At 55.3% G+C, this 23,179-nt stretch carries 26 protein-coding genes and 1 tRNA gene; 15 read left to right on the top strand and 12 right to left on the bottom strand.

The features are described 5' to 3' along the window. Positions 1 to 298: 298 nt before the first annotated feature. The gene (locus J5M66_RS22975; protein WP_016773604.1) at positions 299 to 991 is read right to left on the bottom strand and encodes a HAMP domain-containing sensor histidine kinase; all 693 of its coding nucleotides are present in this window, start codon (positions 989 to 991) and stop codon (positions 299 to 301) included. After that, the gene (locus tag J5M66_RS22980; protein ID WP_016773603.1) at positions 988 to 2,592 is read right to left on the bottom strand and encodes a tetratricopeptide repeat-containing response regulator; all 1,605 of its coding nucleotides are present in this window, start codon (positions 2,590 to 2,592) and stop codon (positions 988 to 990) included. Before J5M66_RS22980 ends, J5M66_RS22975 begins: the two co-directional genes overlap by 4 nt. Positions 2,593 to 2,809: 217 nt before the next feature. Here J5M66_RS22980 and J5M66_RS22985 point away from each other — a divergent pair, with 217 nt between their 5' ends. The 3 genes from J5M66_RS22985 to J5M66_RS22995 all read left to right on the top strand — a co-directional run bounded on the left by J5M66_RS22985 (position 2,810) and on the right by J5M66_RS22995 (position 9,940). After that, the gene (locus J5M66_RS22985; protein WP_207807965.1) at positions 2,810 to 4,162 is read left to right on the top strand and encodes a lysozyme inhibitor LprI family protein; all 1,353 of its coding nucleotides are present in this window, start codon (positions 2,810 to 2,812) and stop codon (positions 4,160 to 4,162) included. A 184-nt stretch (positions 4,163 to 4,346) separates the two neighbouring features. Further along, on the top strand, positions 4,347 to 8,483 hold the full coding sequence (locus J5M66_RS22990) for a CheR family methyltransferase (RefSeq protein ID WP_207807964.1): 4,137 nt from the start codon (positions 4,347 to 4,349) through the stop codon (positions 8,481 to 8,483). Between the two features lie 245 nt (positions 8,484 to 8,728). After that, entirely contained in the window at positions 8,729 to 9,940 is a 1,212-nt protein-coding gene (locus J5M66_RS22995; protein ID WP_207807963.1) for a site-specific integrase, read from the top strand. Here J5M66_RS22995 and J5M66_RS23000 read toward each other — a convergent pair. Then, the gene (locus tag J5M66_RS23000; RefSeq protein WP_207807962.1) at positions 9,937 to 10,407 is read right to left on the bottom strand and encodes a hypothetical protein; all 471 of its coding nucleotides are present in this window, start codon (positions 10,405 to 10,407) and stop codon (positions 9,937 to 9,939) included. The two genes, J5M66_RS22995 and J5M66_RS23000, sit on opposite strands and share 4 nt — an antisense overlap. A 166-nt stretch (positions 10,408 to 10,573) precedes the next feature. On the opposite strand from J5M66_RS23000, the gene J5M66_RS23005 reads away from it, so the two are divergent. The 3 genes from J5M66_RS23005 (at position 10,574) to J5M66_RS23015 (ending at position 11,601) form a co-directional block, all read left to right on the top strand. Next, positions 10,574 to 10,774: a helix-turn-helix domain-containing protein gene (locus J5M66_RS23005; protein ID WP_207807961.1), complete on the top strand. Its 201-nt coding sequence runs from the start codon at positions 10,574 to 10,576 to the stop codon at positions 10,772 to 10,774. Positions 10,775 to 10,892: 118 nt separating this feature from the next. Next, positions 10,893 to 11,129, top strand: coding sequence for a helix-turn-helix domain-containing protein (locus J5M66_RS23010; RefSeq protein WP_279381606.1), 237 nt, complete (start codon positions 10,893 to 10,895; stop codon positions 11,127 to 11,129). Between the two features lie 67 nt (positions 11,130 to 11,196). Further along, positions 11,197 to 11,601: a hypothetical protein gene (locus J5M66_RS23015; RefSeq protein WP_115989108.1), complete on the top strand. Its 405-nt coding sequence runs from the start codon at positions 11,197 to 11,199 to the stop codon at positions 11,599 to 11,601. A gap of 496 nt (positions 11,602 to 12,097) precedes the next feature. Here J5M66_RS23015 and J5M66_RS23020 read toward each other — a convergent pair whose 3' ends face one another. The 6 genes from J5M66_RS23020 to J5M66_RS23040 form a co-directional block, all read right to left on the bottom strand. Next, a complete protein-coding gene (locus tag J5M66_RS23020) occupies positions 12,098 to 12,382 on the bottom strand; it encodes a hypothetical protein (protein WP_207807959.1) in 285 nt (94 codons plus the stop codon). After that, a complete protein-coding gene (locus J5M66_RS23025; RefSeq protein ID WP_207807958.1) occupies positions 12,379 to 12,621 on the bottom strand; it encodes a hypothetical protein in 243 nt (80 codons plus the stop codon). Before J5M66_RS23025 ends, J5M66_RS23020 begins: the two co-directional genes overlap by 4 nt. Beyond that, positions 12,618 to 12,803 (bottom strand): hypothetical protein, encoded by a 186-nt coding sequence (locus J5M66_RS23030; RefSeq protein ID WP_207807957.1) that lies wholly within the window; start codon positions 12,801 to 12,803, stop codon positions 12,618 to 12,620. Before J5M66_RS23030 ends, J5M66_RS23025 begins: the two co-directional genes overlap by 4 nt. Positions 12,804 to 12,924: 121 nt before the next feature. After that, positions 12,925 to 13,152, bottom strand: a complete 228-nt coding sequence (locus J5M66_RS27045) for a hypothetical protein (RefSeq protein WP_227972879.1) — start codon at positions 13,150 to 13,152, stop codon at positions 12,925 to 12,927. A gap of 276 nt (positions 13,153 to 13,428) precedes the next feature. After that, positions 13,429 to 13,632 carry a hypothetical protein gene (locus J5M66_RS23035; protein WP_207807956.1) on the bottom strand — a complete coding sequence of 68 codons (204 nt, stop codon included), beginning with the start codon at positions 13,630 to 13,632 and terminating at the stop codon, positions 13,429 to 13,431. A 152-nt stretch (positions 13,633 to 13,784) separates the two neighbouring features. After that, on the bottom strand, positions 13,785 to 13,958 hold the full coding sequence (locus J5M66_RS23040; protein WP_207807955.1) for a hypothetical protein: 174 nt from the start codon (positions 13,956 to 13,958) through the stop codon (positions 13,785 to 13,787). Between the two features lie 175 nt (positions 13,959 to 14,133). Here J5M66_RS23040 and J5M66_RS23045 point away from each other — a divergent pair, with 175 nt between their 5' ends. From J5M66_RS23045 to J5M66_RS23075, 7 genes are all read left to right on the top strand, one after another. Further along, positions 14,134 to 15,054: a hypothetical protein gene (locus J5M66_RS23045; protein ID WP_207807954.1), complete on the top strand. Its 921-nt coding sequence runs from the start codon at positions 14,134 to 14,136 to the stop codon at positions 15,052 to 15,054. A gap of 658 nt (positions 15,055 to 15,712) precedes the next feature. Then, positions 15,713 to 16,129, top strand: a complete 417-nt coding sequence (locus tag J5M66_RS23050; protein WP_207807953.1) for a DUF5681 domain-containing protein — start codon at positions 15,713 to 15,715, stop codon at positions 16,127 to 16,129. Next, positions 16,126 to 16,557, top strand: a complete 432-nt coding sequence (locus J5M66_RS23055) for a hypothetical protein (RefSeq protein ID WP_207807952.1) — start codon at positions 16,126 to 16,128, stop codon at positions 16,555 to 16,557. Before J5M66_RS23050 ends, J5M66_RS23055 begins: the two co-directional genes overlap by 4 nt. Next, positions 16,544 to 16,756: a hypothetical protein gene (locus J5M66_RS23060; protein WP_243433052.1), complete on the top strand. Its 213-nt coding sequence runs from the start codon at positions 16,544 to 16,546 to the stop codon at positions 16,754 to 16,756. The genes J5M66_RS23055 and J5M66_RS23060 overlap by 14 nt, the downstream gene beginning before the upstream one ends. Before the next feature lie 4 nt (positions 16,757 to 16,760). Then, entirely contained in the window at positions 16,761 to 17,594 is an 834-nt protein-coding gene (locus tag J5M66_RS23065; protein WP_207807951.1) for a hypothetical protein, read from the top strand. Positions 17,595 to 17,645: 51 nt separating this feature from the next. Beyond that, on the top strand, positions 17,646 to 18,008 hold the full coding sequence (locus J5M66_RS23070; RefSeq protein WP_243433051.1) for a hypothetical protein: 363 nt from the start codon (positions 17,646 to 17,648) through the stop codon (positions 18,006 to 18,008). A 3-nt stretch (positions 18,009 to 18,011) separates the two neighbouring features. Then, complete coding sequence (locus tag J5M66_RS23075) at positions 18,012 to 18,596, top strand: tail assembly protein (protein WP_207807949.1); 585 nt, start codon at positions 18,012 to 18,014, stop codon at positions 18,594 to 18,596. Between the two features lie 247 nt (positions 18,597 to 18,843). Here J5M66_RS23075 and J5M66_RS23080 read toward each other — a convergent pair whose 3' ends face one another. Continuing rightward, positions 18,844 to 19,728 (bottom strand): DUF4435 domain-containing protein, encoded by an 885-nt coding sequence (locus tag J5M66_RS23080; RefSeq protein WP_207807948.1) that lies wholly within the window; start codon positions 19,726 to 19,728, stop codon positions 18,844 to 18,846. 11 nt (positions 19,729 to 19,739) lie between these two features. After that, complete coding sequence (locus tag J5M66_RS23085) at positions 19,740 to 21,047, bottom strand: AAA family ATPase (RefSeq protein ID WP_207807947.1); 1,308 nt, start codon at positions 21,045 to 21,047, stop codon at positions 19,740 to 19,742. A gap of 193 nt (positions 21,048 to 21,240) precedes the next feature. Between J5M66_RS23085 and J5M66_RS23090 the strand changes: the two genes are divergently transcribed. Next, complete coding sequence (locus J5M66_RS23090) at positions 21,241 to 21,864, top strand: recombinase family protein (protein WP_207807946.1); 624 nt, start codon at positions 21,241 to 21,243, stop codon at positions 21,862 to 21,864. Between the two features lie 58 nt (positions 21,865 to 21,922). Next, a complete protein-coding gene (locus tag J5M66_RS23095; protein ID WP_207807945.1) occupies positions 21,923 to 22,591 on the top strand; it encodes a hypothetical protein in 669 nt (222 codons plus the stop codon). 109 nt (positions 22,592 to 22,700) lie between these two features. Here J5M66_RS23095 and J5M66_RS23100 read toward each other — a convergent pair. Beyond that, positions 22,701 to 22,777, bottom strand: a tRNA-Arg gene (locus tag J5M66_RS23100). Positions 22,778 to 23,179 lie beyond the last annotated feature (402 nt).

Raw genomic sequence — 23,179 nt, forward strand, 5'->3', positions numbered from 1 at the left:
CCGTGGCACACCGTTCAGATCCGGGGTGACACATTCAATCTCATCAATGCCGGTCAATCGCTGCGCGAGTGAACCCTGGCCATCGGTTGTCATGACGCAATCCTTGTTGTTGTGCGAGCCGCGAACGGCGACCCGGACAAAATAGGCTGCGGCTGTTCGGAATATCAAGCAGCGCCCACAAAAATCCCGATCTTGTGCAGGAGCCGTAGGAGCTGACGAGTGCAACGAGGCTGCGATCTTTTGATCTTGCTTTTTAAAATCAAAAGATCGCAGCCTTCGGCAGCTCCTACACCAGACCTCAGGGCAAGTAGAGGCTGAATACCCCACCACCCAACGGCCCGCCATTGCTGATTTCGGTGCGCCCTTCCACGCCGTTGCGCTGATGCAGCGCGGCGATGCGATTGGCGAAATACAGACCGAGGCCGGTGCTGCCGCTGCTGTGATTGATGCCCTGGACATAATCGGCCTGACGCTCAAGCATCTCTGCTGGATAGCCGTCGCCGTCGTCGTTGATGCTCAGCACCAGTTGCCCGGCTTCGTCGCTGACGGTAATCAGCAGCGACTCGCGGGCGTAACGGATCGCATTGTTGATGCAGTTGCCGAGCACCGAGGCGATCAGCTCGCGATCGAAGAAACCCAGCGGGCTCAACGGATCGACTTCATAGGTGGCGATGATGCCGCGACTGGCAAACACTTCCTGATGCGCGGCCAGTTGCGCCTCGATGAAATCGTCGAGTTCGTGATAGGCCGGCTGTAGCGGCAACTGGTTGACGCCGAGTTTGTACAGCCCGAGCAACTGCACCAGCATGCCGTTGAGGTGGGCGAACTCGAAGTCGATCACGCCCTGTTCCGAGCCGTCGCGCAGCTCTTTCGGCAGACGCGCGAGCCATTGGCTGTGCGCCTGCATCAGCATGGCCAGGGAGTTCTTCATGTCGTGGACGGTGGAGGCAATCACCGTGGAAAAATCCAGCGCCGGATCAATTGGGTTCATTCGCCAAACGCCTTGCTTTTCAGCTTCTGATAACGCGCAAACCGCGCGTCGGTGTCGGGCATCAGGCCCACCAGTTTCAGGCAGGCCCGACATTCTTCCAGCTCCGCCGACGGCACACTGGTGTCGGTGCCGTGCAGCAGCGACTGGGCCAGGTTCAGCGCAATACTGATGTTTTTCGGTTGCAGCTTGAGCGCCTTGCGGAACACCTCGCGGGCCTCGACCAGATTGCCGGTCTTGTACACGCGCACGCCCTGGCGGTTGAGATCGGCCGCAGCGTTACTCGAACTGAGAATCGTCGGATCGTCGGTGAGCTTGGCAATGTCTTTCATCACCGCCGGGTCATCCCCGTAAATCTCCGCGCAGCTCTTGAGCATCGAAGTGCCCGCCTCGGCCTGACCGAGCATCTGCAACTGCTTGGCCACCAGCAACGCCGCCTCGGGGCTCATGAATTGCTCCATGCCATCGAGGCGCATCAGTGCTTGTTCGGTGAGCTTGTCGGCGGTTTCAGCGTCGTTGAGCAACAGGCTGGTGGCCTTCATCAGGCGCGCGCGAATTTGCAGGCCGGGATCGCTCGGGTTCTCCTTGGCCACGGCACTGAGGGTGGTGTTGATCTCCAGCCGCGTGCGCGTGTCGAGGCCGCGATCGCTGCCCTTGCTGATCAGCGCATGAGCCAGGCCGAGATTGCTTTCCGGGTCCTTGAAACGCGACTGCGCGCCCTGCGCCACGGCCTGACGATAAGCGCGCGAGGCGGTTTCGAAATCTTCGTTGGCCATGGCCAATTTGCCGAGCAAAGCCTGGCGGCGCACCGCCAATGGCGACAGTCGGATCGCTTCTTCCAGCACCCGCTGCGCGCCTTTGCTGTCGCCTTCGGCCACCAGCACATCGGCCATGCCGTCATACAGCGCCGGCATCATCGGGAACACTTTCAAGGCCTTTTCATAGACCTCTTTGGCCTGCGACACCTGCCCGCGCTTGAACAGCAACTTGCCCAATCCAGCGAAGGCCCACGGCAACGGCCGGTCGGCAATGATGCCGTCGTAGAGCCGCTCCAGCGCTTCGTTCTGGTTCATGTCGCGCAGGGCGTCGGCGCGGTAGCGCAGGCACAGCGGCGAATAGCGGATGTCCTGTTTGCACAGGGCAATACAGGCATTGAGCACCTCGACCGGCTTACCGCGATCAAGGGCTTGCAGAATCGGTTTGAGCAAGGTCTTGCGTTGCTCCAGACGCTCAAGGCGCTGGGCCAGTCCGGAACGGTTGAACGGCTTGGTCAGGTACGCATCCGGCTCGTGCTCCAGCGCACTGAGCACCATCGCCTGACTGGTCTCAGCGGTGACCATGACGAAAACGGCTTCGTGGCTGATGAGCTTTTCCGACATCAGGTCTTCGAGCACCTGCTGGCCATTCTTCTTGCCGTCGCCGAGGTGGAAGTCCTGAAGAATGAAATCGTAGGACTTCTGCGAGCACATCTTCAGCGCCTGCTCGCCAGTGTCGGCAGTATCGACATCCTTGACGCCGAGCTCACGCAACATCGAACGCACGGAACTGCGGAAATCGGAAAAATCATCGACGATCAGAAAGCTTTTTTGGTGATACGACGACATCGAAGATTTCCAGGCAATTGAAGAAAACGAACCGAGGCGATTTCAGGCGCGCAGATGATAGCTGGAGGCCATGCGCCATCAAGCGATTTCGCTGGAGTCTGAACTCACCGTTCGGGTTATCGGCCAAAAATGCCCGGGCCTGAGGGTGGTGCTTCAAGAATGTTGCCTGGAGTATTACTCTGCGCGCCTGCTCAAGGATTTTCATAGGGACTGAATCGTGTACATCAAGGGACGCTACATCCTGTCGGCCTTTTTGCTGCTGTTTATCCAGCCAATGAGTGCGGCGGCAATGGACTGCACCAAAGCGGCGAACGACGTGGAAAACACGATTTGCGCGAATAAACCGCTTTATGAGCTCGACGCGCAGATGGGCACGCTGTATCGCCAACTGATGACATCTGCCACAGCGACGCAACCTGAGCTCAAGCGCACCCAGCGCGCCTGGCTAAAAACCCGCAATGCCTGCGCAGTCGATGTCGCTTGCCTGGATGGCAGCTACCGCCAGCGCCTGCAAGCATTGCAGGCACAGTGGACGCAAGCCGCAATGTGGCAGCCGGACGCCGTGGATCTTCAGGCGATGAACGATCTGCAGGAAAGCATTCGTGCCGAGAGCAAAAACCACCCGGAATTTGCGCTGGAACATGCCTTGGCCGCACGGGCTTTGGAGTCTTCGCAGACATCGTTCGCGGGCGATCCAGTCGACAGTTACGGCGAGCAAACCAACTTCCCCAAGTCGCGTCCCAAAGGCGTGAGCGAGGATGAGTGGCAAGCATTGAAAGCCTCAAGCATCGGAGGCGCCGCCGAGACCGGACGGACTTCTTACGCACTGCTGGATCTGGACAATGATGGCCAGCGCGACCTTATCGTCGACACATACGCAGGCGGCACCGGCTTGTTCACCTACGTGGAAACCTGGCGCCGCACGGGCGAGCGGTTCGTCAAAAGATCGGTCGAGCCGGAAAGCTCGCTGTTCTACACCAACGACCGTGGCGCTAATCAGGCAATCAGCTGGATCAGGCTTCACGACAGAATTTATGCCGCTTACCGAAACGGCGCCTATGGTGTCGATAATCTGTACCTGCTCAATCCGCTGAAGATCAACCGTCAGGTACCGACGGTGTCTGTGCGTTACGCTTACTCCCTGCAAGTGCCAACCACGCAACATACGGAAGACGGCACCAGCACCTATGCGCTCGAAGCGGATTTGCGCGCGGCACTCGACCACGCCATCACTCAGGCAACGAAAGTCGCATCGGGCTCAAACCCTGACGCGCCCCTTTGCCCCATTCCTCCGACGGGCGCCGGCGAAGACGATTACTACAGCTACGGTCCAGGGCACTACACCATCGAAAAGATCACCGATTTGCCGGTAATGATCGGCGGCGAATGCTACATCGGGGCGCTGATTGACTGGTTCGGCAGTTACAGCGAAAAGACTGGGTTATTCGCCCAACTGGCCGTGCGCAAGCCGGGCGTAGAGGCCAGCGGGACTACCTACGAAGTCTTCGGCCGTCGGCATCTAACCGAGGTCAGTGGGAGCCTTGGCAAAGTCGAAATCAACGACGACTGACCACCGATCATCACGCCGGAAAATTAATCGGCACGGTTGCCAATCACCGGATGTCAAAAACACAGACAGCACATTTGTCCTTCAAAAGTGCAGGCAGATTCGCAAATGAGGTTTATTCTGCTCAATTACCTGCGCCCCCGGACGTCCGCGATACGCTTGTACCGCCACAAAAAAGGCCGAAGTGATGATCTCGAAAACCCCTGCCTCGCCCTCTGCGCCCGAACGCAAGGACCTGACACCCAGCCACCTGAATTTCCCCGTGGTGGGCATCGGCGCCTCGGCGGGCGGCCTGCAAGCGACCAAGCTGTTTTTCGAGCATATGCCGAAGGACAGTGGCATGGCGTTCGTGATCATTTTGCACCTGTCGCCCGATCACCAGAGCATCGCCGACCAGATCATTCAGGAATCGACGCGCATGCCGGTGCTGCAAGTGACGCAGCCGGTGCCGATCGAAAAGAACTGCGTGTACGTGATTTCTCCGGCGCACTCGCTGACGATGAATGACGGCTACCTGCGCGTCAGCCCCGCTGGCTCACCGCAAGCGCGCCACACTGCCATCGACCTGTTCTTCCGCGATCTGGCCGATGTGCATCGCGAGCGGGCTTTTTGCCTGGTGCTTTCAGGCACCGGTTCCGATGGTGCGGTGGGCTTGTCGCGAATCAAGGAACAGGGTGGCGTGACGCTGGTGCAAGTGCCGGAAGACGCCGAGTTCGACGGCATGCCGCGTGCCGCCATCGAGACGCGCATGGTCGATCTGATACTGCCAGTGGTCGAGATGCCGCAGAAACTGATGGAGCTGTGGCGCAACTCTCAGAACATCAAATTACCCAGCGCCAATGATCCCGACTTGAAAGCCTTGAAGCCTGCAAACGAACACGAAGCGTCGATCGCCGAACAACGCCTGCATGAAATCCTGTTGTACCTGCGCAGCAGCACCGGTCACGATTTCAAACACTACAAGCGCGCCACCGTGCTGCGCCGCATCGAGCGGCGCATGCAGGTCACCAGCCAGTCTGACCTCGGCGCCTATTACGACTACCTGCAAAATACCCCGGAAGAATCCAAGGCCCTGCTCGGCGATATGCTGATCGGCGTGACCAACTTCTTCCGTGACCGCGAAGCCTTCGAAGCCCTTGAGCGCGATGTGCTGCCGCAACTGGTGCAATCGGTTGCCGACTCGTCGGAAAAAGAAGAACTGCGCATCTGGTCTGCCGGCTGCTCGACCGGCGAAGAAGCCTACAGCCTGGCGATCCTGCTCGATGATCAGATGCAGGTACAAAGCAGCAAGGCCAACCTGCAAGTGTTCGCCACCGATATCGACGAACGCGCGATCACCACTGGCCGCGCCGGCACCTATCCGCAAGCCATCGTCACCGACGTACCGCCAACACGCCTTCGGCATTATTTCGTCAAGGACAATGAGCATTACCGGATTCGCAAGGAAATCCGCGAGAAAGTGCTGTTCGCCAAGCACAGCCTGTTGTCCGATCCGCCGTTCTCGCAAATCGACCTGATCGTTTGCCGCAATCTGCTGATTTACCTGGATCGCGAGGTGCAGCGGGAAATCCTGCAGATGTTCCACTTCGCCCTGCGACCGGGTGGTTTCCTGTTTCTCGGCACTTCGGAAAGCGCCGATGCCTGCCATGAACTGTTCGCGCCCGTGGACAAGCGCAACCGCATCTTCCGCGCCAAGACCGGCACCGCGAACAGCCGCCGCACCCCGACCATGCCGCGTGGCGGTTACATGCGCACCAGCGTTTCCCGACCGCCATCGAAAGCCATCGAGCCCGTCAAGCTGTCGTTTGCCGATATCCACCGCCGCGCCATAGAACGCTTCGCCCCGCCGAGCATCATCGTCGACACCAACGCCGATATCCTTCACATGAGCGAAGCCGCCGGGCGCTTCCTGCGGCATGTCGGCGGCGAGCTGTCACGCAACTTGCTGACGCTGATCCTGCCGGAACTGCGCCTGGAAATCCGCACGACGCTGTTCCAGGTGCAGCAAAGCAACCTTACCGTGCGCTCGCGTGAAGTGCTGCTCAAGCGCGAGGAGCGTCAGTACCGCATCACGCTGATTGCGCAGCCGTACAAGGACGACGACTTCGACAGCGAGTGCGTGCTGGTGACCTTCGATGAAACGGAGATCGACGCGCACGAGCAGGCGCTGACCACGGTGCTGCAGACTGAAAGCCAAGTGCTCTCGAATCTGGAACGTGAGCTGCAACGCACCAAATTGCATTTGCAGGACACCATCGAACAGTCGGAAATCTCCAGCGAAGAGCTCAAGGCTTCCAACGAGGAGATGCAGGCGATCAACGAAGAACTGCGCTCGGCCACCGAAGAGCTCGAGACCAGCAAGGAAGAGTTGCAGTCAATCAATGAGGAGCTGTTGACGGTCAATTACGAACTGAAGACCAAAGTCGAAGAAACCGACAAGATCAACGATTATCTGACCAATCTGATCGCTTCTACTGATATTGCTACGGTGTTCGTCGATCGCAGCATGCGCATCAAATGGTTCACGCCGCGCGCTACCGACATCTTCAGCATGCTGCCGGTAGACACTGGCCGTTCACTGCTGGATATCACCCATCGTCTGAATTACCCGGCGATGACCGAGGACGCGGCGCAAGTGTTCGAATCGCTGAACATGATCGAACGCGAGGTCAACAGTACCGATAACCGCTGGTACATCGCCCGCTTGCTGCCTTATCGCTCCAGCGAAGACCATATCGACGGCTCCGTGCTGACCTTCATCGACATCAGCAAGCGCCGCGAAGCCGAGGAAGAGCTGCGCCTGGGCGAGGAACGCATGCGTCTGGTCGCTGAGAGTACGCGTGATTACGCGATTATCATCCTCGATGAAATGGGTGCGATCACCAGTTGGAACAAAGGCGCTGAACTGATCTTTGGCCACAGCAAAAACGAGGCCGAAGGTCAGTACTACGATTTCATCTTCACAGCCGAAGACCGTGCTGCCGGCATGGCTGAAAGTGAATTGTCCACGGCTCGTCAGCACGGGCGCTCGGAGGATGAGCGCTGGCATGTGCGCAAGGATGGCAGCCGTTTCTTCTGCAGCGGCGAGGTCACCCGGCTCAGCGGCGACCGCTTGCAAGGCTATGTGAAAATCGCCCGCGACCTGACCGGGCACAAGCGCCAGCAGGATGAACAGAGCAAGGAACTGGCGCAGACGCGCAATACTGTGTCCCTGCGTGATGAGTTCTTCGCGGTCATGTCCCACGAACTCAAGCACCCGCTCAACCTGATTCAGCTCAACGCCGAACTGTTGCGCCGTTTGCCAATGATCCGCACCGCCGGACCGGCGACCAAAGCGGTCAACACAATTTGCGATGCGGTGAACAGTCAGGCGCGGATCATCGACGACCTGCTTGATGTAGCACGGGTGCGCACCGGCAAGCTCAAACTGCAATTGGCGCGTGTCGATCTGAGCGCGGTTCTGCGTGACATCCACACGGTAGTGCTCAATGAGCAGCATGCCACGCGCATCGACCTGCAATTGCCTGAAGCACCGTTGATCATTCATGCCGACCCGACACGGGTCGAGCAGATCATCTGGAATCTGGTCAACAATGCCTTGAAGTTCACACCACCGAGCGGGCGCATTGAGTTGATTGCCAGCAAGAGCGGGAAAATGGCGCAACTGGACGTCAAGGATAACGGCGTCGGCATCGCTGCGGAAAACCTCGAACACGTCTTCGATCTGTTCGGCCAGGCGGAAAAACAGCACACCAACCATCAACGTGAAGGCTTGGGCATCGGCCTGTCACTGGTGCGGCAACTGACCGAAGCCCAGCACGGCACGGTGAAGGTTGCTTCGCCGGGGCTGGGCGCCGGTTGTACCTTTACCGTTCGCCTGCCGCTGTCGACTGATGTCGAAGAAACCGCTGCAACAGCCGAGGTTGAACCGGTTTCCGGCAAGCTCGATGGCTTGAGTATTCTGCTGGTCGACGACTCGCCGGAAGTGCTGGAGACCTTGAAGCTGCTGCTGGAGATGGAAGACGCCGACGTAACGGCCTTCGATCATCCGGTGGCAGCGCTGAAAGCCGCTGAGAGCACGCGCTACGATCTGATCATCTCCGACCTCGGCATGCCGGTCATGACCGGCTATGAACTGATGGCTGCAATGCGCAAGCTGCCGCTGGTGAAAAACGTACCGGCGATCGCCCTCACCGGGTATGGCACTCAGAGCGACATGCAGAAGTCCCGTGAAGCCGGGTTCGATCAGCATCTGGGTAAACCGGTGGCGTACGACGACCTGATTGAAACCATCGAGGCGTTGCGCCGTTCGGAGTTGCTGTAAAGCTCGCCAGCGCTCCAACGCAAAAAGCCCCGCCGCACGAGCAAGTGCGACGGGGCTTTTTGTTTTTTGAAGAGGTGGTGTCCCAGGCGGGGTTCGAACCTGCAACCTTCCCCTTAGGAGGGTCAAAAAACAGCTCACAAACAAAGGCCCGCGCCAGCAAATAAAGGGCATTCCGTTCCATTGAGTACAGCGGAACACAACGGTATAGTGTTTTTTGCTGTCACCCTGCTGTCACGGTCGAACCCTTGAAAACCAAAATCACCCAAAAACTGATCGGCAACCTGGCTGCCGAGCCGAAAGCATACCGCGTGCATGACACCGTGCAGCCGGGGTTCTTCATCCGTGTGCTCCCCAGCGGGCACAAGTCGTACATGGTCACCTGGGGGCGCAACAAGAACGCCACCTTGGGTCGCGTCGGCGTTCTAACGCTCGACCAAGCCCGAACCGAGGCCGCCCAGTACCTGGCCGACGCGCACGCCCACGGCGAACCATTGGCAGTCGCCCAGGGCCGAAAGGGGATCGCCCTGCCCTCTCTGCGCGAATTCATCGACGACACCTATATGCCGTGGTTCAAGGCGCACCACAAGGGTTATGAAAAGACCCTGCACACACTCGACAACAACTTCGAAACGATCATGCATCGGCGCTTGGGCGATATCACAGGTCGCGATCTGGAGCATATCCGCACCGGATGGATGCAGTCGGGCAACAAGGCGTCAACGGTCAACCGCAAAATGGGCTCCATTAGCGGCGTATTTAGTAGGGCCGTTGAATGGGAGTACATCAGCGTCCATCCGATGGACAAGCTCAAGGCGCTCAAAGTTGACTCCATGGGGCTGGTCCGTTATCTGGACGCCGATGAGAACAAGCGCCTGCGTGAGGCGCTGGATGCACGCCAAGATGAAGCACGGACCGAACGAGAGACCGCCAACAAGTGGCGGGCTGACCGCGGCCAGGAGTTGTTCCCCAGCCTGCTAGAAGCGCCCTTCACAGATCACTTAAAGCCAATGGTACTGGTGTCGCTGAATACCGGAATGAGGCGCGGCGAGTTGTTCGACCTCAAATGGTCGGAGGTGAACTTCCAAACGAAGACGATCACCGCCGCCGGCGCCACCACCAAAACGAGCGACACACGACATATCCCGATGAACAAGGAGACTTTCAGCGTTCTTGAGGAGTGGAAAAAGCAGTCCGGAAAGTCTCAGTACGTTTTTCCGAGCCAATCCGGCGGCCGCCTGGAGGACGTGAAAAGCTCCTGGCAAGGCCTGCTTGAGCGTGCCGGAATCGAGGCGTTCCGGTGGCACGATATGCGCCATGACTTCGCGTCACGCCTGGTCATGGCTGGCGTGCCCCTGAATACGGTGCGGGATCTGCTGGGGCACGCAGATATCAAGATGACGTTGAGGTATGCCCATTTGGCGCCAGAGACCAAGGCGGCGGCGGTGGAACTAATTTAAAAGGGAATGGGTTCATAGAACTGCTTCACGTAGCTGCTTGATTTGTTCTCATCTACGTGCTCCATCAGTTCTTCCCAGTTCTCGCGGAGACGCGGCACGTTCAGCCTGTGCGGATAAAGGCTTACGCCCTCCTTCACGCCCCAGAAATATGGCGAAATTTTAATGGTTTCCCACACTCTTAATTCGTCATAGGTCAATGCTTGAGGCATCCGCTCCGCAAGATTGACAAGCCGATTTATTTCGTCCGTGGACCAAATGCGGTCGATTTCCTCAGCAAGGATGGTTTTCTCGTCGAGATACTCACGCTCCATAGCATTGAGTATTGCCCACTCAATCACCGCTGTCAGCGAACGCTTCTGCAGCCTCCCTATTATATCGAGGGCGAATTTGATTTTCGGATCAATTCTGATGCCCACACTTACCGTGGTGCTCGTCTCGCCAGTCCGCTTGCTCGTTTTGGTAGCCATTCCCACTGCTCTTCATTTGTACCTTTAAGGTACAGCTTGCTTGACTCGCATTCTCTAGTCAATCCGGTTGAATACGAGTTCGTCTAGCATTTGCTTGCACTGTTAGTTTTTGAAAGTATAGACTGCAACTACTGGCACCAACCTTACCCGCCAGAAGGAGTCGTCAATGTCGCAATTATCTGCTTTACCCCCCCTCTCCGTTAGCGTCGAAGAAGCGGCGCGAATGACCGGGTACTCTCGGTCGGGGATCTATGAAGTAATGGCTCTGGGTGAACTCAAGGCCTTCAAGTTGGGCAAACGCCGCTTGATTTTGGTCACCGAGCTGAAGAACTGGATCGAGCGCGCAGCGAAAGCGGGTGCTCGGTGAGTCGTAGAATTGAGGACGTTTTTTTTGCGCACGGGATTGCGCTGAGAGTTGCCCTGACGGTGTTCGAGCACCGCCAGAGCGAAAACACACTGGATAGCACCAACGTGAAGGGCAAACTATGACACGCCATTCTTCAACCGAGCAAGACCGCAAGATGATCGAGGCATTGCGAAACGGGCCAATAACCTCCGTTGAGGCAGCTCAAGCGCTCGATATTGTTCAACCTCCCAGCACCATACGCCGCCTCAGGAAAAAGGGGCATGAAATCCGCACCTACTGGACGCATCAGTCCACCGAGCCGGGCCGTCCGCCTCATCGCGTCGCCAAGTACATCCTTCTGCGCGAAGCGTCGTAAACCAGAGTTCGCATGGGGTCTCCTTAGTTTTTTAGGACACCCCATGCGCCTGCCTGTGAGCCGTTGAATGGCCAGAAAGACAAAATACAAAGTCGACTTTGGCGGCGGCCGAGTGCTGGCCCTGCCTTACCGACTGCTGATCAGTGACGCCTTCGACAACCTGTCGACCAAGGCGGTTACCGTGCTGATCAAACTGGCCAGGAACTATAACGGCCGCAACAACGGCGACCTGTCCTGCACGGCCTCGATGATTGCGAAAGGGAAGCCGATGGACGCTAAAACGCTCGCCTCTGCCCTTTCCGAGCTCATGGATGCCGGCCTGATAGTTCGCACCAGGGAAAGTCGCAAGGGGGGTAGAGAGCAGGGAATGGCACGGTGCGCACTGTACGCGATCACCTGGGCCGCGATTGATGACTGCCCCGGGAAAGACCTCGAAATATCCCCTGGTCCGCCCCGCTTCAAATTCATCTGATTTCGAGTTTTTCGGTGGGAATTTTTCCGCGTAGTACTGGGATTTTTTCCCAGTCCTCAAGCCGACGTTGTCCGGTTGCGTCCGGTTGTTTTCCTGAAGTGGTGTAGTACTGGGATTTTTTCCCACTACTTTTCAACAAAATCGGGGCCTCCAGAGGGGGACGTAAACGGAAAAAATCCCACCCTTATTAAATTACCACCACCAGGGTTAATAGAATGGGACCGAAGACCTACAAACAAGCTCGCTGTAGCCATCAGCACGCAGGCAAATGTAAGCGCTCCGGAGGCTTCACTTTCCTGGTTGTCGAGTTCTTGTCTTGGACGCAGATCGGGATGTGTCGACCTTGCGCGGAAGAGGTTCGGAAGGATTTGATCTATCAGGTTGAGAAAGACAAAGGTCGATAGTTTACGATCGGCGCCGGGTGTCGCTCCCACAGCAAAAGGCACCACCCCGTTGCAGGGTAGTGCCTTCGATACAACGAAAGTTTCGTAGTTGCTCAGTCAACCCCTTCGCGAGCTCCAACCACACCATGGGATGCGCCCAGGTGACGATGCCGCCAACAGAAGTTGCCACTGAACAGGCGGATCTGCTCGATGTGACGGGCAATGTCGGAAGCGGTCGTGTTTTTCTCGTCCAGGAGCATGACATCCAGCAGCGGGCACAGGATGCGAGCCAGCTTGTCGAATTCCTCTCTGGCGAAGTTCATTGAGCACATTTGCTCGTTAGTGAGCACGGCTTGGCCAAGCAACTCCGGCTGAATTCCGTAGGGTTGCAGATTCATTGCACGCCCCCTTCCAGCAAGCGCTCGTAGTCCTCGATGAAGCAGTCGACGACGTTGGCATGATCCATTGCGACGAACGCACCGAGCGAGGCGAGACGCGCTTGGTTGGAATGCTGCGGCGCGGAATCCTTGAGGGCGACCATCAGCGCCTCCAGTTGCTGCAGGATCTCCTTGCAGCCCCTCAGTTGCTCGAAAGCATCAGACGCGACGTTGTGCACAGACTTGTCGGCGGAGGTCATAGCACCCCCCCTACGCTCAGTCCTTTGAAAGCCGGAGCGCCCGGCAAGACCTTCACGCTGATATCGCCGAGGATCTTCAATGGTGCCAGTTGAGCCAGCTTGATGTTCGCCGGCAGCACCATGGTGGTGATGATCTGGCCGTGCGCATCCAAAATTTGGATGGTACTCTGTTTAAATTGCATGACGTGTACCTTCAAGTTGTGTCGTGCGATAGCCGGCCCGGTGGTTGCACACCGGGTTGGCACCTTTTCTGTGATGGCTCGGATCTGAGCCATCGTCTCGATCAGCTAAATGTTCAGCCGATTAATCCTTACCCTTCTCGCTGATCCAGCCCGCCGCCCAGCTCAAGGGGTCTTTCGTGCCCATCGGCTTGAGTGGCTTGCCGTCTCGCGCTGCCTGCCTACCCTCCTCCTCGGTTTCACCGTGAATCCATACGGTTGTTTGCCTAAAACCAGCTTCGCGTTGACGCTCTTTGTAAATCCTCTGGCGATCGGCCGCAGATAGCGGGCCTTTCGGTTCCTCTCTCTTCACAACAACCTCCGTTAGCAGTCACGACGGACCAATAATGGATCATCGTTAGCAGTCACGCAAGAGGGAGGGTGAAAAATAATTGCAGCCCCCAAATTTGGGGAAAGATGCGCTCAAAACTGAGCACATCACAAATGCGCGGACTTTTGCTCACATCTGCCGGGCTTGCCGACACTTTCGCGAGAAGGTCGTAAAAGGGGTGGGGAGGTTTACTCCAATGGCGGAAACCTCGATGCGCCACCGCTGGTGGAACACCCAGACTTCCACCAGCGGTGGGAGTTACAGGCGCATCTGCCTGATGACCTGGCGCGGATCGGCGCCGGCGGCCAGCGCTGAGGCTGCGTCCTTGGTGAGCTGATCAAGCGCCTGCTGCTCGAAGGCGCCGGCAAGCGATACGGCCTTGCGCACGATCAGCAGCGCCAGTTCGGGCGGGAATTTGGTTTCGGATGCGTCCGGTAGGTAATCGCAATCGATGATCGACATATAGACTACGGGAGATGTCCTCAGAATTCAGGATATCTCCATATGCAGTGATAAACCCTGCTAATCCAAGCTTCTACAGTGAAATATCGCAACGTTTGACGTTTTGGTCTCACTGAGATGGTTTGGTATCTTTGCGCGGCCCGAACGTACGATTAAGCATCCGATGTCGCTCGAAGATAGCAGGCGCCGATGGCATCCTTTCCTTGGATTCGCGCCAGCGCTACTACGCGTGCCAGCGTTCTGTTGCAGTCAGCCTCGGAAGCCTTTTGCTCAGTCATGACCGGCTGGCCGCCGATGAACATCACGAAAATCCAGTGTGTGAGCACCTTCGTCTCCTTCCTGATTGGAAAATAGCTCTCAGCCTGCCGGATGCGACTCGCAGCAATCAGCCGGTGAAGCCGAGGTAGCGCGTTAAACTAAAGTAGCATTTGCTGTCTTCTGACTTGATTTGGCCTGCTCGGTGTGGCTATTTGCGATCATTCCCACATGGATGAATGATCGATGGCGAACAAACGGAAAATTGCTTATGCACACCACCTACCAGGGTGGAAGTTTGACGGCGGAAACCGAGAGGCCTTGAAGGCAAGCAGGCGAGTGGCACCGGATGAGTATGAGGAGGAGATGAGAGGCGCCTTGTACTGCCCCGGATGCTTCACCAACGTCGAGCGCACCCCCAAAGAGAAAGACCTGTTCACAAATCAGCGTGACCCTTTCTACCGGCATCTTCAGCGATGGAGTCATGTCGGATGTGTGCTGAGGGCCAAGAAGCCTATCGGTAAGCGCTACGACACATGGGAAGAGGCGAAAAGAGCGATCGAGCACGAACACCTGGCTATCGTAAAAGAGTTCCTTCAGGAACGACCCGAAATCGACCTCGGGCCGAGCGAAGAATACGACGAGACCCCCGTAGAAGATTTGGACGGCCCGGTATCGGATGTCCCTATCGGGAGGCACCAAGGCGAGTCTTTTGAGCTTCCTAGCAAAATTACGACTGTCGCAGGTATGTGCCGCAACTTCGAAAAAAACAAGGACAAATACTTTGTCCTTCCGGGTGCAATCCACGCAGTGAAGCTCGCAGAACTTCTCACGGATGTAGCAGACCTTGATCGGAGCGTGCTCGACAAACCCCAGAAGCCCAAGCTTTATTACGGGAAGATTCTCCGAAGCAAAAATGCTGGAAGCTATAGCACCTCTATTCGGATGACCCGCTTGCGTTGCGGCCCAGGTGCGGGTGATTTCACGGTGAAAATGCCGGATGGATTTTGCCAAGCCAAGAATATCACTGACACCTCAGTAGAAAGGATCGTCATGTTTTACGGCGTGATCACAAAAAATGGCAGTGGGATTGGGGTAGAGCACCTTGCCTGGGGCGAAATTGCGTTGGTACCCAAGAAATACAACGAGCTATTGATCCCTGAGTGACACGGGCCGCAAGCCGCCTGACAGCAGGCCGGAGCAGGCACTGGCGATGCCCCCCAACGGGGGAAGACGCATCCAAATCTGGATGCATCAAGTACGCGACACGTTTTCAGATCCGGCAAAACGTGTCGCGACACCTGTCATACCGATTTGGGATGGCAGGTCCGGCCCCCAACGGGGGTTGGATCGTTCAACTTCCCCCACTGGGGGTTGTTCGTCAAATTGAGGAAGTCCCGCCACCTCCCCGTAATTATCCGACCTCAGATTGAGGGTGAACGATGCGTTCACCTAGGCAGCTGTATCACTTTACCTACTATCGACTTACTGCAACAAAAAATCCTTCTTTCGATCCCCCAAAACCAACAATTTCCGTCCCATTCCGTCCCGTTCCGTGTAGCACCTGAGGTGCACCCAAAAAACACTGGATATAAAATCAGATCATGCCTAATGTGGGTTTGAAGCTATTTAAATCCACTCGAGGCCATCCCATGAACACAGCCAAGACCGCTCGAGGTCGACAACACAAACCGACTCGCTCAGAGGTAGCCGCGGCGTGGGGTCGCCTGCGCGACGCTGCCAGCGAAGGAAGCATCCAGGCATCCGCCCTCCTCATCGCGCTCGCGGAAAACAAACCGGTCATTGCCATGGAATCGCCCGCCGCATGACTGAGCGCGACAAGAGCGGGAAATGGAAGCCCGGGCAGTCAGGGAATCCAGGTGGGCGCTCCGGGCAAACACAGGAGCTTCGCGCCCGACTTGCCGAGGGTGCTGGCGCAGTTACCAAGAAGGTGCTCGCCGCTGCCAAGAAGGGCGATATGCAAGCCTGCCGATTGATCCTTGAACGCCTTGTCCCGCCAATCAAACCGACCTCCGAGCCGGTGCAATTTGAACTCGACGATACGGACCTACCGAGCGCAGCCAAATCAATCATGCGTGCAGTTGCCGGCGGACAACTCGCGCCCGACCAAGGCAAGTCCCTCATCGAAGGCTTGGGCGCCGTCTCCCGGGTGATAGAGGTCGCCGAACTTCAGAAGGCCGTTGAAGAACTCCGCACGCAAATGGAGGGAATGCAGCAATGAGCATCAGATCATTGAAAGCAGAACTGCAAAGGATCGCCCAGAAGATCGGAGCGGCCGATGAGACGGTGCTGCTGATCGTGCTTGCGGTGATCCGGGCCAATACCAGAGAGATCCAAGCGGAAGAAGAATTTCCGAAAACCGCTGGGCATCAAGTCGACTATCGAATTCAGGGGCGGAATGTATCGCTGTTCTTCCCCTTCGCAGAGATGGATAGCGACCAAGGTGAGCAAATGGCGAAAGCCATCATTCTTCACACTCGACAAATTGAGCGCGCCGGCCGAACAGCTCAAGTCGGCATTCTCGATATGCGCGTCGCACCCGAGGAAGGGGCTTGGATCGTTACCTGGCCTCCTGAGGGTGTCTCGGTTGAGCAGCACGCTGCAGAGCATTACCAGCGGATCGTTGAGGCGCGCAATGAACATCCGTAACCAAATCGCCCGACTGAAGCAGGCGGCCGGCGACTCCCAATTTAGCAGCGACGTTCGGCAGATCAGCCAGCTGATGGACGAGTTGAACGCCGAAGCCGTCGGCGGTGCCGCCGCCATCGGGGAAGTCTCTCTTCTCGATGTTTTCAACGCCTCTACATCCTCGACCGCCCTACCTCTATCCCAAACAATCCAAAGGTAACGCAATGAAAATCGGCAAACGCTCAGTTCTCAAGGTCAGCCTGGCCAACCTCCACTACTCCGAATATGAGCACTCTCGCATTGAGGCTCACACCTTCTCTATCCAGCGTCCGGATGGGACCAAAGGTGTATGGCAAGCCGGCGGCTTGATGAAGTCAGCTCGTCAGCTTCAGACACTGGCGCTGGAGACCTTCAAAGACTTCGGCGAAGAAATCGTCTCAATTCGGGAAAACAAAGATTTCAACTCGTCCGCGATCGAGCGCTTGAGCAAAGAGAAAATCGCAGGTGTAACAGACGCCCTACTTCCTGCAATGCAGTCGGTCGCGAAGGATATGCTCACCCTGGCCGAAACCGTCACCCAAGGCTTCTCTCCTGTCACTCCGCGAGCGAGTAGCGATATCGCAGGCTTTCTCGCAGACCAAGAACTGAGAGCCCTTGTGCGAGGCCTCAGTCCGGAGGAGCGCCGCAACCTGATGTCCGAGGCGCGCCGGGGTGGTCACCCCGATATCGTCGAAGCGATACTGAGAGCAAATCCGATGCTCTCCGGCCTCAACTCTGAAGCAGCAGCGAGCCTATACCGGGCGGGCATCGCCGCCTCTCGCGCAGAAGACATTGACGCTCTCCGTCAAATGCTGGCCGTCTACGATGATGTGCTTGCCACAACCTCTCAGGTCGGAGTGGCGCTCAGTGGAATGGTTGCGAATTCGGCCGGTTACGCGGGCCGGTTCGAAAAGTGGCGGTCGGGCTGTGACGGCTCAGAAGCGTTGCGCGCCTGGCTGGAAAAGATCCCAGCTCGAGGCGGGCCGGAGGCCCCAGAGAAAGAATCCGAAGCCGCGTAAGCGGTTCGAATGCGGCCGTCACGGTGCGGCCGCCAACTGGGAGCAAATACCTTGACCACTTACCAGGAACGCTTCGCCGAGGCGTGCAAGACAACCCGCTTTGCACCCTACACGCTGAAACAAGGCCCTGACTCTGGCTACGTCGTGTGGGATGTCCAGCACGTCCTCGACGGCCAGAAGGTGACCATTGACGGCCCGTTCTTCACCGAGGACGAAGCCCGGGTATCGGCCGACCTTCTGCGCGGCACCTTCCGGGGTGCCAGGGCCTACCAAGGAGTTTACGACCGGATCTGGAACTACGACCCGCGGCACGAACAGGTGAATGTCGACCAGGCGCATATGTCGCGCTCGCTACTCGCCATAAGACTGGGCGTTGAAGTACCCAACAAGAGCGCTAAGGGCGCCAAGGAGTAAACCATGGCAATGGCCACCAACTACGGCACCAAAACACGAATCCTGCTGGGCGGTTCGGCCGGCAAGCTGTTTGGGCGCGAACACATTTACGAGCTTTCCACTGGCGACACGCGGGAGGCTGTGAAAGCGATCGACGTCAACCACCCAGGCTTCGCGAAGTACCTCGCTGATGCAAAACGGAAAGGTCTTGAGTTCGCTGTGTTCCGGAATCGGAAAAACGTCGGCGAGAAGGAGCTGACGCTGGGTGGAGCTCAAGAGATCCGGATCGTCCCTGTGATCACCGGCAGCAAGCGCGCAGGTCTATTTCAAACAGTGCTCGGAGTTGTTTTGATTGCTATGAGCTCCGTAACGAATGGCGCGACCCTGACACCAGGTATTGCGCTTGCAGCGGGGGGAGTCATCCAGATGCTAAGCCCGCAAGCTACCGGCTTAAAGCAAAGTGTATCCCCCGAAAACGCGCCGTCCTACGCCTTTGGCAGTGCAAAGAACACTACGGCTAGCGGCAACCCAGTTCCGATCTGCATTGGCGAACGCAGTTGGGGCGGAATAATTATCTCAGCCTCGATATTTGCGGAGGACAAAGTCTGACTCATTTTCTTAATCATCGGAACAAAACTATATGTGCTTCGATAACTGCAGCAGTTTGAGTAAACGTGCCAAAGCGCTAACATCGCCGGGGAGCTCGCGCTATTGATTTGGGGCATTAGAAGAGTGTTCCATCCGACGCCCCCATACCATACTGCTACGGAAAATCGCGATAATCTCGGTGATCCTTAGCGCCGGAGTCTTCGCCCAACACATAAGATCAGCGTTCAAAAAGCAAGTATATTATTTCTCAGTCAACCACAAGCAGTTTTTGAGAGGTCAAAATATTTCTAATTGAACGAACTACACCATTAAACGGCCCTGTAGAACACTTGTTGGACATCCTGATTTTTAAGCTAACATTTTTCGCATTGCTATCAAGTAGTGCTCTCATGCGTACTAGCATTAATGGAAGCACAAAATCCTTAGCTGACACATAGGTTGTTACAAAACATTCATCATGATTAATTTTTGACTCTACGAAAGATATCGCTTCTTCTACAGCCGGCAGCCCCTTATCGGCTACTAACGCATCTATAATCTCTTTTTCAATTGCGCGCGCCTTTTCCAAACTCAATTCGCCCGAACCGTTCATACACACAGACTTATACCCACGAGACACTGTGGGGATTTCCGCGTGTAGTTTATGTGCAATAGCAAATGCGCGAAATATCAATGTCAGAGCCTCACGCGACCTATTTAACCAACCCGAATAATCCAATTGCCTGGCTAAAACTTCTGCGGTGAGAGAACAATGTTCCTCATCCATGATACTTACCAAAACTTCCTCATCAAACAAGAAATTTTCGATGCAGTACCTTGGCAAGACCACTAAGTTTTGTGGCAGTTCTTCTCGCTCGCCCGCCAGTAAATATAAGTCACCATCAACTATAAAAACTGCGCATCGATTATTCTGATTTTGTAGTCGCTTCCTAGCGGCAGCAATTACCACATTCCTATCACCTAAAGGAAAAACCTTCTCGAGCGCTACTCCACCATCCATCGCTCTAGACAATATAGAAGAGAAGATTTTTGCATAGCCTGGCGCTGTATCCTCAATATAAACATCAAAGTCATTAAAACTTTCATAAAATATTGAAACCGCAAACTTTGCCGCTGAACTCCGCTCTAACATGGGTTACTCCCTCAACCAACGCTAATACATTTATCTGTGTGATATCCGACTATTTCTGGTGAGTGAGTAGCAAAAATAAACTGATTGTCTTGATTTCCCGCTATCAACGCTTCGACCAACATTTCTTGCCATCGCATGTGCAGAGATAATTCAGGCTCATCAACAATAAAAGTTCGACCTCTCATAGAGCCGAACCTAGCGTGAGCCATCAAAATCAAGAGCTGTTTTTCTCCAGAGGAGAGGCTGAGAAGATCTACGTTCTTACCTCCCTGCAAGATCTTAATTTTTCCTACTGAGTCAACAGTAAGCTCCTTTCTCGAACTGCGCAGAAAGCTGTTCATCGTTTCGCAAAACTCTTTAATCGGCGCATAAAATCGTTCGGCAAACCTCTTCTGACGATCCATCTCAGCGAGAATTTTTCGAATCCGTTGAATTTGCGCCATATTTAAAAACCATTCGAAGCTCCACGCGTCTTTATGACCTTGTTTATCTCCAACTATCCCAGAAAGCTTAGAAAAGAAACTATCAATTTGCGCAACCACTTTATCAGACCCGCCCAAATCTCTAACAAATTTCTCAACTTCACTTTTTCGCTGCTGCAGCGAATACAACTCGATATAGGGGTTCTTAGTTGGATCCTCAATCATTGCAGGATCAAACTCAATGTATTCAAAAGTTGACTCAATAATTACGTTTGAAAGCCGATCAACGCGTCCATCGCTAGCACGCCGGTAATTCATGTACGCTTTTTCAACGAGCCGCTGGCAATTCTCAAGCCCCTCTAACGTCTCCTTTGGCGAATACTTTATCATCCTACGCTGACCATCTTTCGACCACATCTCGTATGGACGATCATCATCATCAAAGCGGCCCATGCGTCGCTCAAGGCCTAAGAACATTGGCCGCCCTGCGAACATAAACTCCTGCAATATAGGGCCAGCCTTCTTGATTAATTCCAACCGGTTATTTTCTACATACTCCTGCATAGCAGCAGAAGGGCTTCCTTGACTCGTACGAAAAAGATCGACTCGTTCAAATATAAAATCATTCCCATTTAATGAAAAATACATCTTGTCGATGGTAGAACGTATCGAGAAAGTAAACGTTTTCAACCCATCAATAACTTTAATTTCAAGAGAACTGAAAGATGTCGACAGAAGAACAGACAAATCAATAGACAGAGCAGCTTGCATTAATTTTAGCGCACTAGTTTTACCAGTACCATTAATGCCAACTAGAAAATTAAGCTCTTTCGAAAACTCAAAATTGAAGTCATAGTAGTCATGAACTTTTGATGCTTTGAAACTTTTAATAATCATTAAAATCTTCCGTGAATTTGGGAAAACCCAGTTAGCTTAAATTACCGGAATCAGCAATAAAAGCAAATAGCCATTAGGGTATGCCTGAGCTGATACGCGCAAATTCGTCGTTATTCTCGCATTTCGCTTGATAAGTGACACTCAAAGTGCAACAGTATTAGTAGAACACCTTAACTGATACGGACAGCACATCATGTTCATCCGCGCATACCTTCGAGCATCGACACAAGAGCAGGACGCCGGCCGCGCCCGGGTATCGCTCGAGCAATTCGCCAGCGATCACAATAGGGTCATTGCAAGCGTGTACCTGGAGAACGCCAGCGGCGCCTCGGCAGATCGGCCTGAGCTGCTGCGCCTGCTCAAAGATGCGCGAAAGGGTGACGTCCTGCTGGTTGAGTCTATAGACCGCCTCTCGCGACTTCCTATGGAGGATTGGCAGAAGCTCAAGACGGCTATCGATTCAAAGGGGTTACGCATCGTCGCGCTTGATCTACCAACCAGTCACCAGGGAATGCAGGACACCAAGGGCGACGAATTCACTGGCCGAATGCTCGGCGCGATCAATTCCATGCTGGTGGAGATGATGGCGGCGATCGCACGCAAGGATTACGAGCAGCGCCGCGAGCGCCAGGCTCAGGGCATCCAGAAAGCGAAAGCGGCCGGCAAGTACCAGGGACGGCCAATTGATGAGGACCTGCACAAGCGTGTTTCGGAACTGCTCGCCGCCGGGCTGGGCGTTCGCGCAACAGCCAGGCACGCCAGCTGTTCGACCACGACGGTTCTCCGCATTCGAGACCTCGCAGCGATTGCTAAATGATGGACTAGCCCCTTAATGTGTTGAGCAATGCTTTTCCGCCCAAGAGAAAGGAAGTTCAATGGCCGACTACATCAACAAAAGCATCATATGCCAAGCGTACTTACACATTGACCCTGTGCCAGAGAACTTGGACGAGGCCGCCCTCAAAGCAGAGTTGGAGAGTTTTCTCGGTGTGAGAGCGGAGTTCTTTCTCTACAAAGACGTCGGCACCGAAGTTGAGCTCAAGGAAGGATCGCTCAAAATTTATCTCACAATACTGGGGACCCTGTACGCGGGGATAGCTCAGTATCCTGATTTCCGGCAGGGTGTAGAGCTGTTTGCAGCAGACTCGAAGCGAGTGTCGGATTATGCGGTATCAGAAAGCTTGTTTCTGACGAAATCTCGCCATGATTGCGTGTTGCGTACGGAAGCACGAACCGGCGTATGTGGAACACTGAAAAAAATCGTCGATGAGATCGACTTCATCAAGCGCGAATCTGGTGCTGCTGATCCAAGTCGGCTGATCGCTCGGATGGAAGCGCTGAAGAAAGACATCTTCATTTTCAAGGACAACGTTACCGACCCGGCGGACAAAGAATGGGTTTTTCCGCAGTTAAAACAATATGCAGACGAGCAGCTGCCTAAAAGAGCCGTACCGAAGAAAGATGAGTTTGTAAGCGAAGAGATCCGCGGCGCGTACACCCGCGAGCGTGGGCTACTTATGCGCTCGATGAACTTGGAGAAATAGTCACCCGATCACAGACTAAAAAAGGCCGACTACAAAGCCTGTCGCTGTCATGCTGCTGTCACAGCCACCATCCGCGAATTAAAAAAATGGCTGCGAGCGTTGAATTATATGGTGTCCCAGGCGGGGTTCGAACCTGCAACCTTCCCCTTAGGAGGGGGATGCTCTATCCAATTGAGCTACTGAGACACTGATCGACGCGTCCTGTACACGGTGCGACAGACGGCGTGCATGTTAACGGCCAGCCCCTGTTTTGTCATGTCGTCCGTAGGGCTTTTTAAGTGTAGGCAAGCGCCTTGGAAGATTGCGGGAACTTTTACCGGGCAAATTGCACTGCGCGGAAATGCGGTCATTGCAGATTGCAATCAGCGTCGCCGGAAAAAACATACCAAACCCTTGTTTTTAAAGGACTTATCAGCCGTTACACTGTTGGCACGGCGGCTGCTATGCCTGTTCTATCAAAAAGAACAATTTGGAGCGTCGTGCCATGAACAGCACCCTCTTGCTTGCAAACGCAGCGGCTTTGGCTTTCTTGCTCGGATCACATTTTTTTCCCAAGGCTGACGTTGAGCAGCCAGTGGCTCAGCGCAT

Source organism: Pseudomonas sp. 67(2021) (assembly GCF_017491835.1).
GTDB classification, from domain to species: Bacteria; Pseudomonadota; Gammaproteobacteria; order Pseudomonadales; family Pseudomonadaceae; genus Aquipseudomonas; species Aquipseudomonas atacamensis.

Coding starts and splice junctions, on each gene's coding strand:
- J5M66_RS22975 (WP_016773604.1), bottom strand. CDS start 991: ATGAACCCAATTGATCCGGCGCTGGATTTTTCCACGGTGATTGCCTCC.
- J5M66_RS22980 (WP_016773603.1), bottom strand. CDS start 2,592: ATGTCGTCGTATCACCAAAAAAGCTTTCTGATCGTCGATGATTTTTCC.
- J5M66_RS22990 (WP_207807964.1), top strand. CDS start 4,347: ATGATCTCGAAAACCCCTGCCTCGCCCTCTGCGCCCGAACGCAAGGAC.
- J5M66_RS23000 (WP_207807962.1), bottom strand. CDS start 10,407: ATGGCTACCAAAACGAGCAAGCGGACTGGCGAGACGAGCACCACGGTA.
- J5M66_RS23005 (WP_207807961.1), top strand. CDS start 10,574: ATGTCGCAATTATCTGCTTTACCCCCCCTCTCCGTTAGCGTCGAAGAA.
- J5M66_RS23010 (WP_279381606.1), top strand. CDS start 10,893: ATGACACGCCATTCTTCAACCGAGCAAGACCGCAAGATGATCGAGGCA.
- J5M66_RS23015 (WP_115989108.1), top strand. CDS start 11,197: ATGGCCAGAAAGACAAAATACAAAGTCGACTTTGGCGGCGGCCGAGTG.
- J5M66_RS23020 (WP_207807959.1), bottom strand. CDS start 12,382: ATGAATCTGCAACCCTACGGAATTCAGCCGGAGTTGCTTGGCCAAGCC.
- J5M66_RS23025 (WP_207807958.1), bottom strand. CDS start 12,621: ATGACCTCCGCCGACAAGTCTGTGCACAACGTCGCGTCTGATGCTTTC.
- J5M66_RS23030 (WP_207807957.1), bottom strand. CDS start 12,803: ATGCAATTTAAACAGAGTACCATCCAAATTTTGGATGCGCACGGCCAG.
- J5M66_RS23035 (WP_207807956.1), bottom strand. CDS start 13,632: ATGTCGATCATCGATTGCGATTACCTACCGGACGCATCCGAAACCAAA.
- J5M66_RS23045 (WP_207807954.1), top strand. CDS start 14,134: ATGGCGAACAAACGGAAAATTGCTTATGCACACCACCTACCAGGGTGG.
- J5M66_RS23050 (WP_207807953.1), top strand. CDS start 15,713: ATGACTGAGCGCGACAAGAGCGGGAAATGGAAGCCCGGGCAGTCAGGG.
- J5M66_RS23055 (WP_207807952.1), top strand. CDS start 16,126: ATGAGCATCAGATCATTGAAAGCAGAACTGCAAAGGATCGCCCAGAAG.
- J5M66_RS23060 (WP_243433052.1), top strand. CDS start 16,544: ATGAACATCCGTAACCAAATCGCCCGACTGAAGCAGGCGGCCGGCGAC.
- J5M66_RS23065 (WP_207807951.1), top strand. CDS start 16,761: ATGAAAATCGGCAAACGCTCAGTTCTCAAGGTCAGCCTGGCCAACCTC.
- J5M66_RS23075 (WP_207807949.1), top strand. CDS start 18,012: ATGGCAATGGCCACCAACTACGGCACCAAAACACGAATCCTGCTGGGC.
- J5M66_RS23080 (WP_207807948.1), bottom strand. CDS start 19,728: ATGTTAGAGCGGAGTTCAGCGGCAAAGTTTGCGGTTTCAATATTTTAT.
- J5M66_RS23085 (WP_207807947.1), bottom strand. CDS start 21,047: ATGATTATTAAAAGTTTCAAAGCATCAAAAGTTCATGACTACTATGAC.
- J5M66_RS23090 (WP_207807946.1), top strand. CDS start 21,241: ATGTTCATCCGCGCATACCTTCGAGCATCGACACAAGAGCAGGACGCC.
- J5M66_RS23095 (WP_207807945.1), top strand. CDS start 21,923: ATGGCCGACTACATCAACAAAAGCATCATATGCCAAGCGTACTTACAC.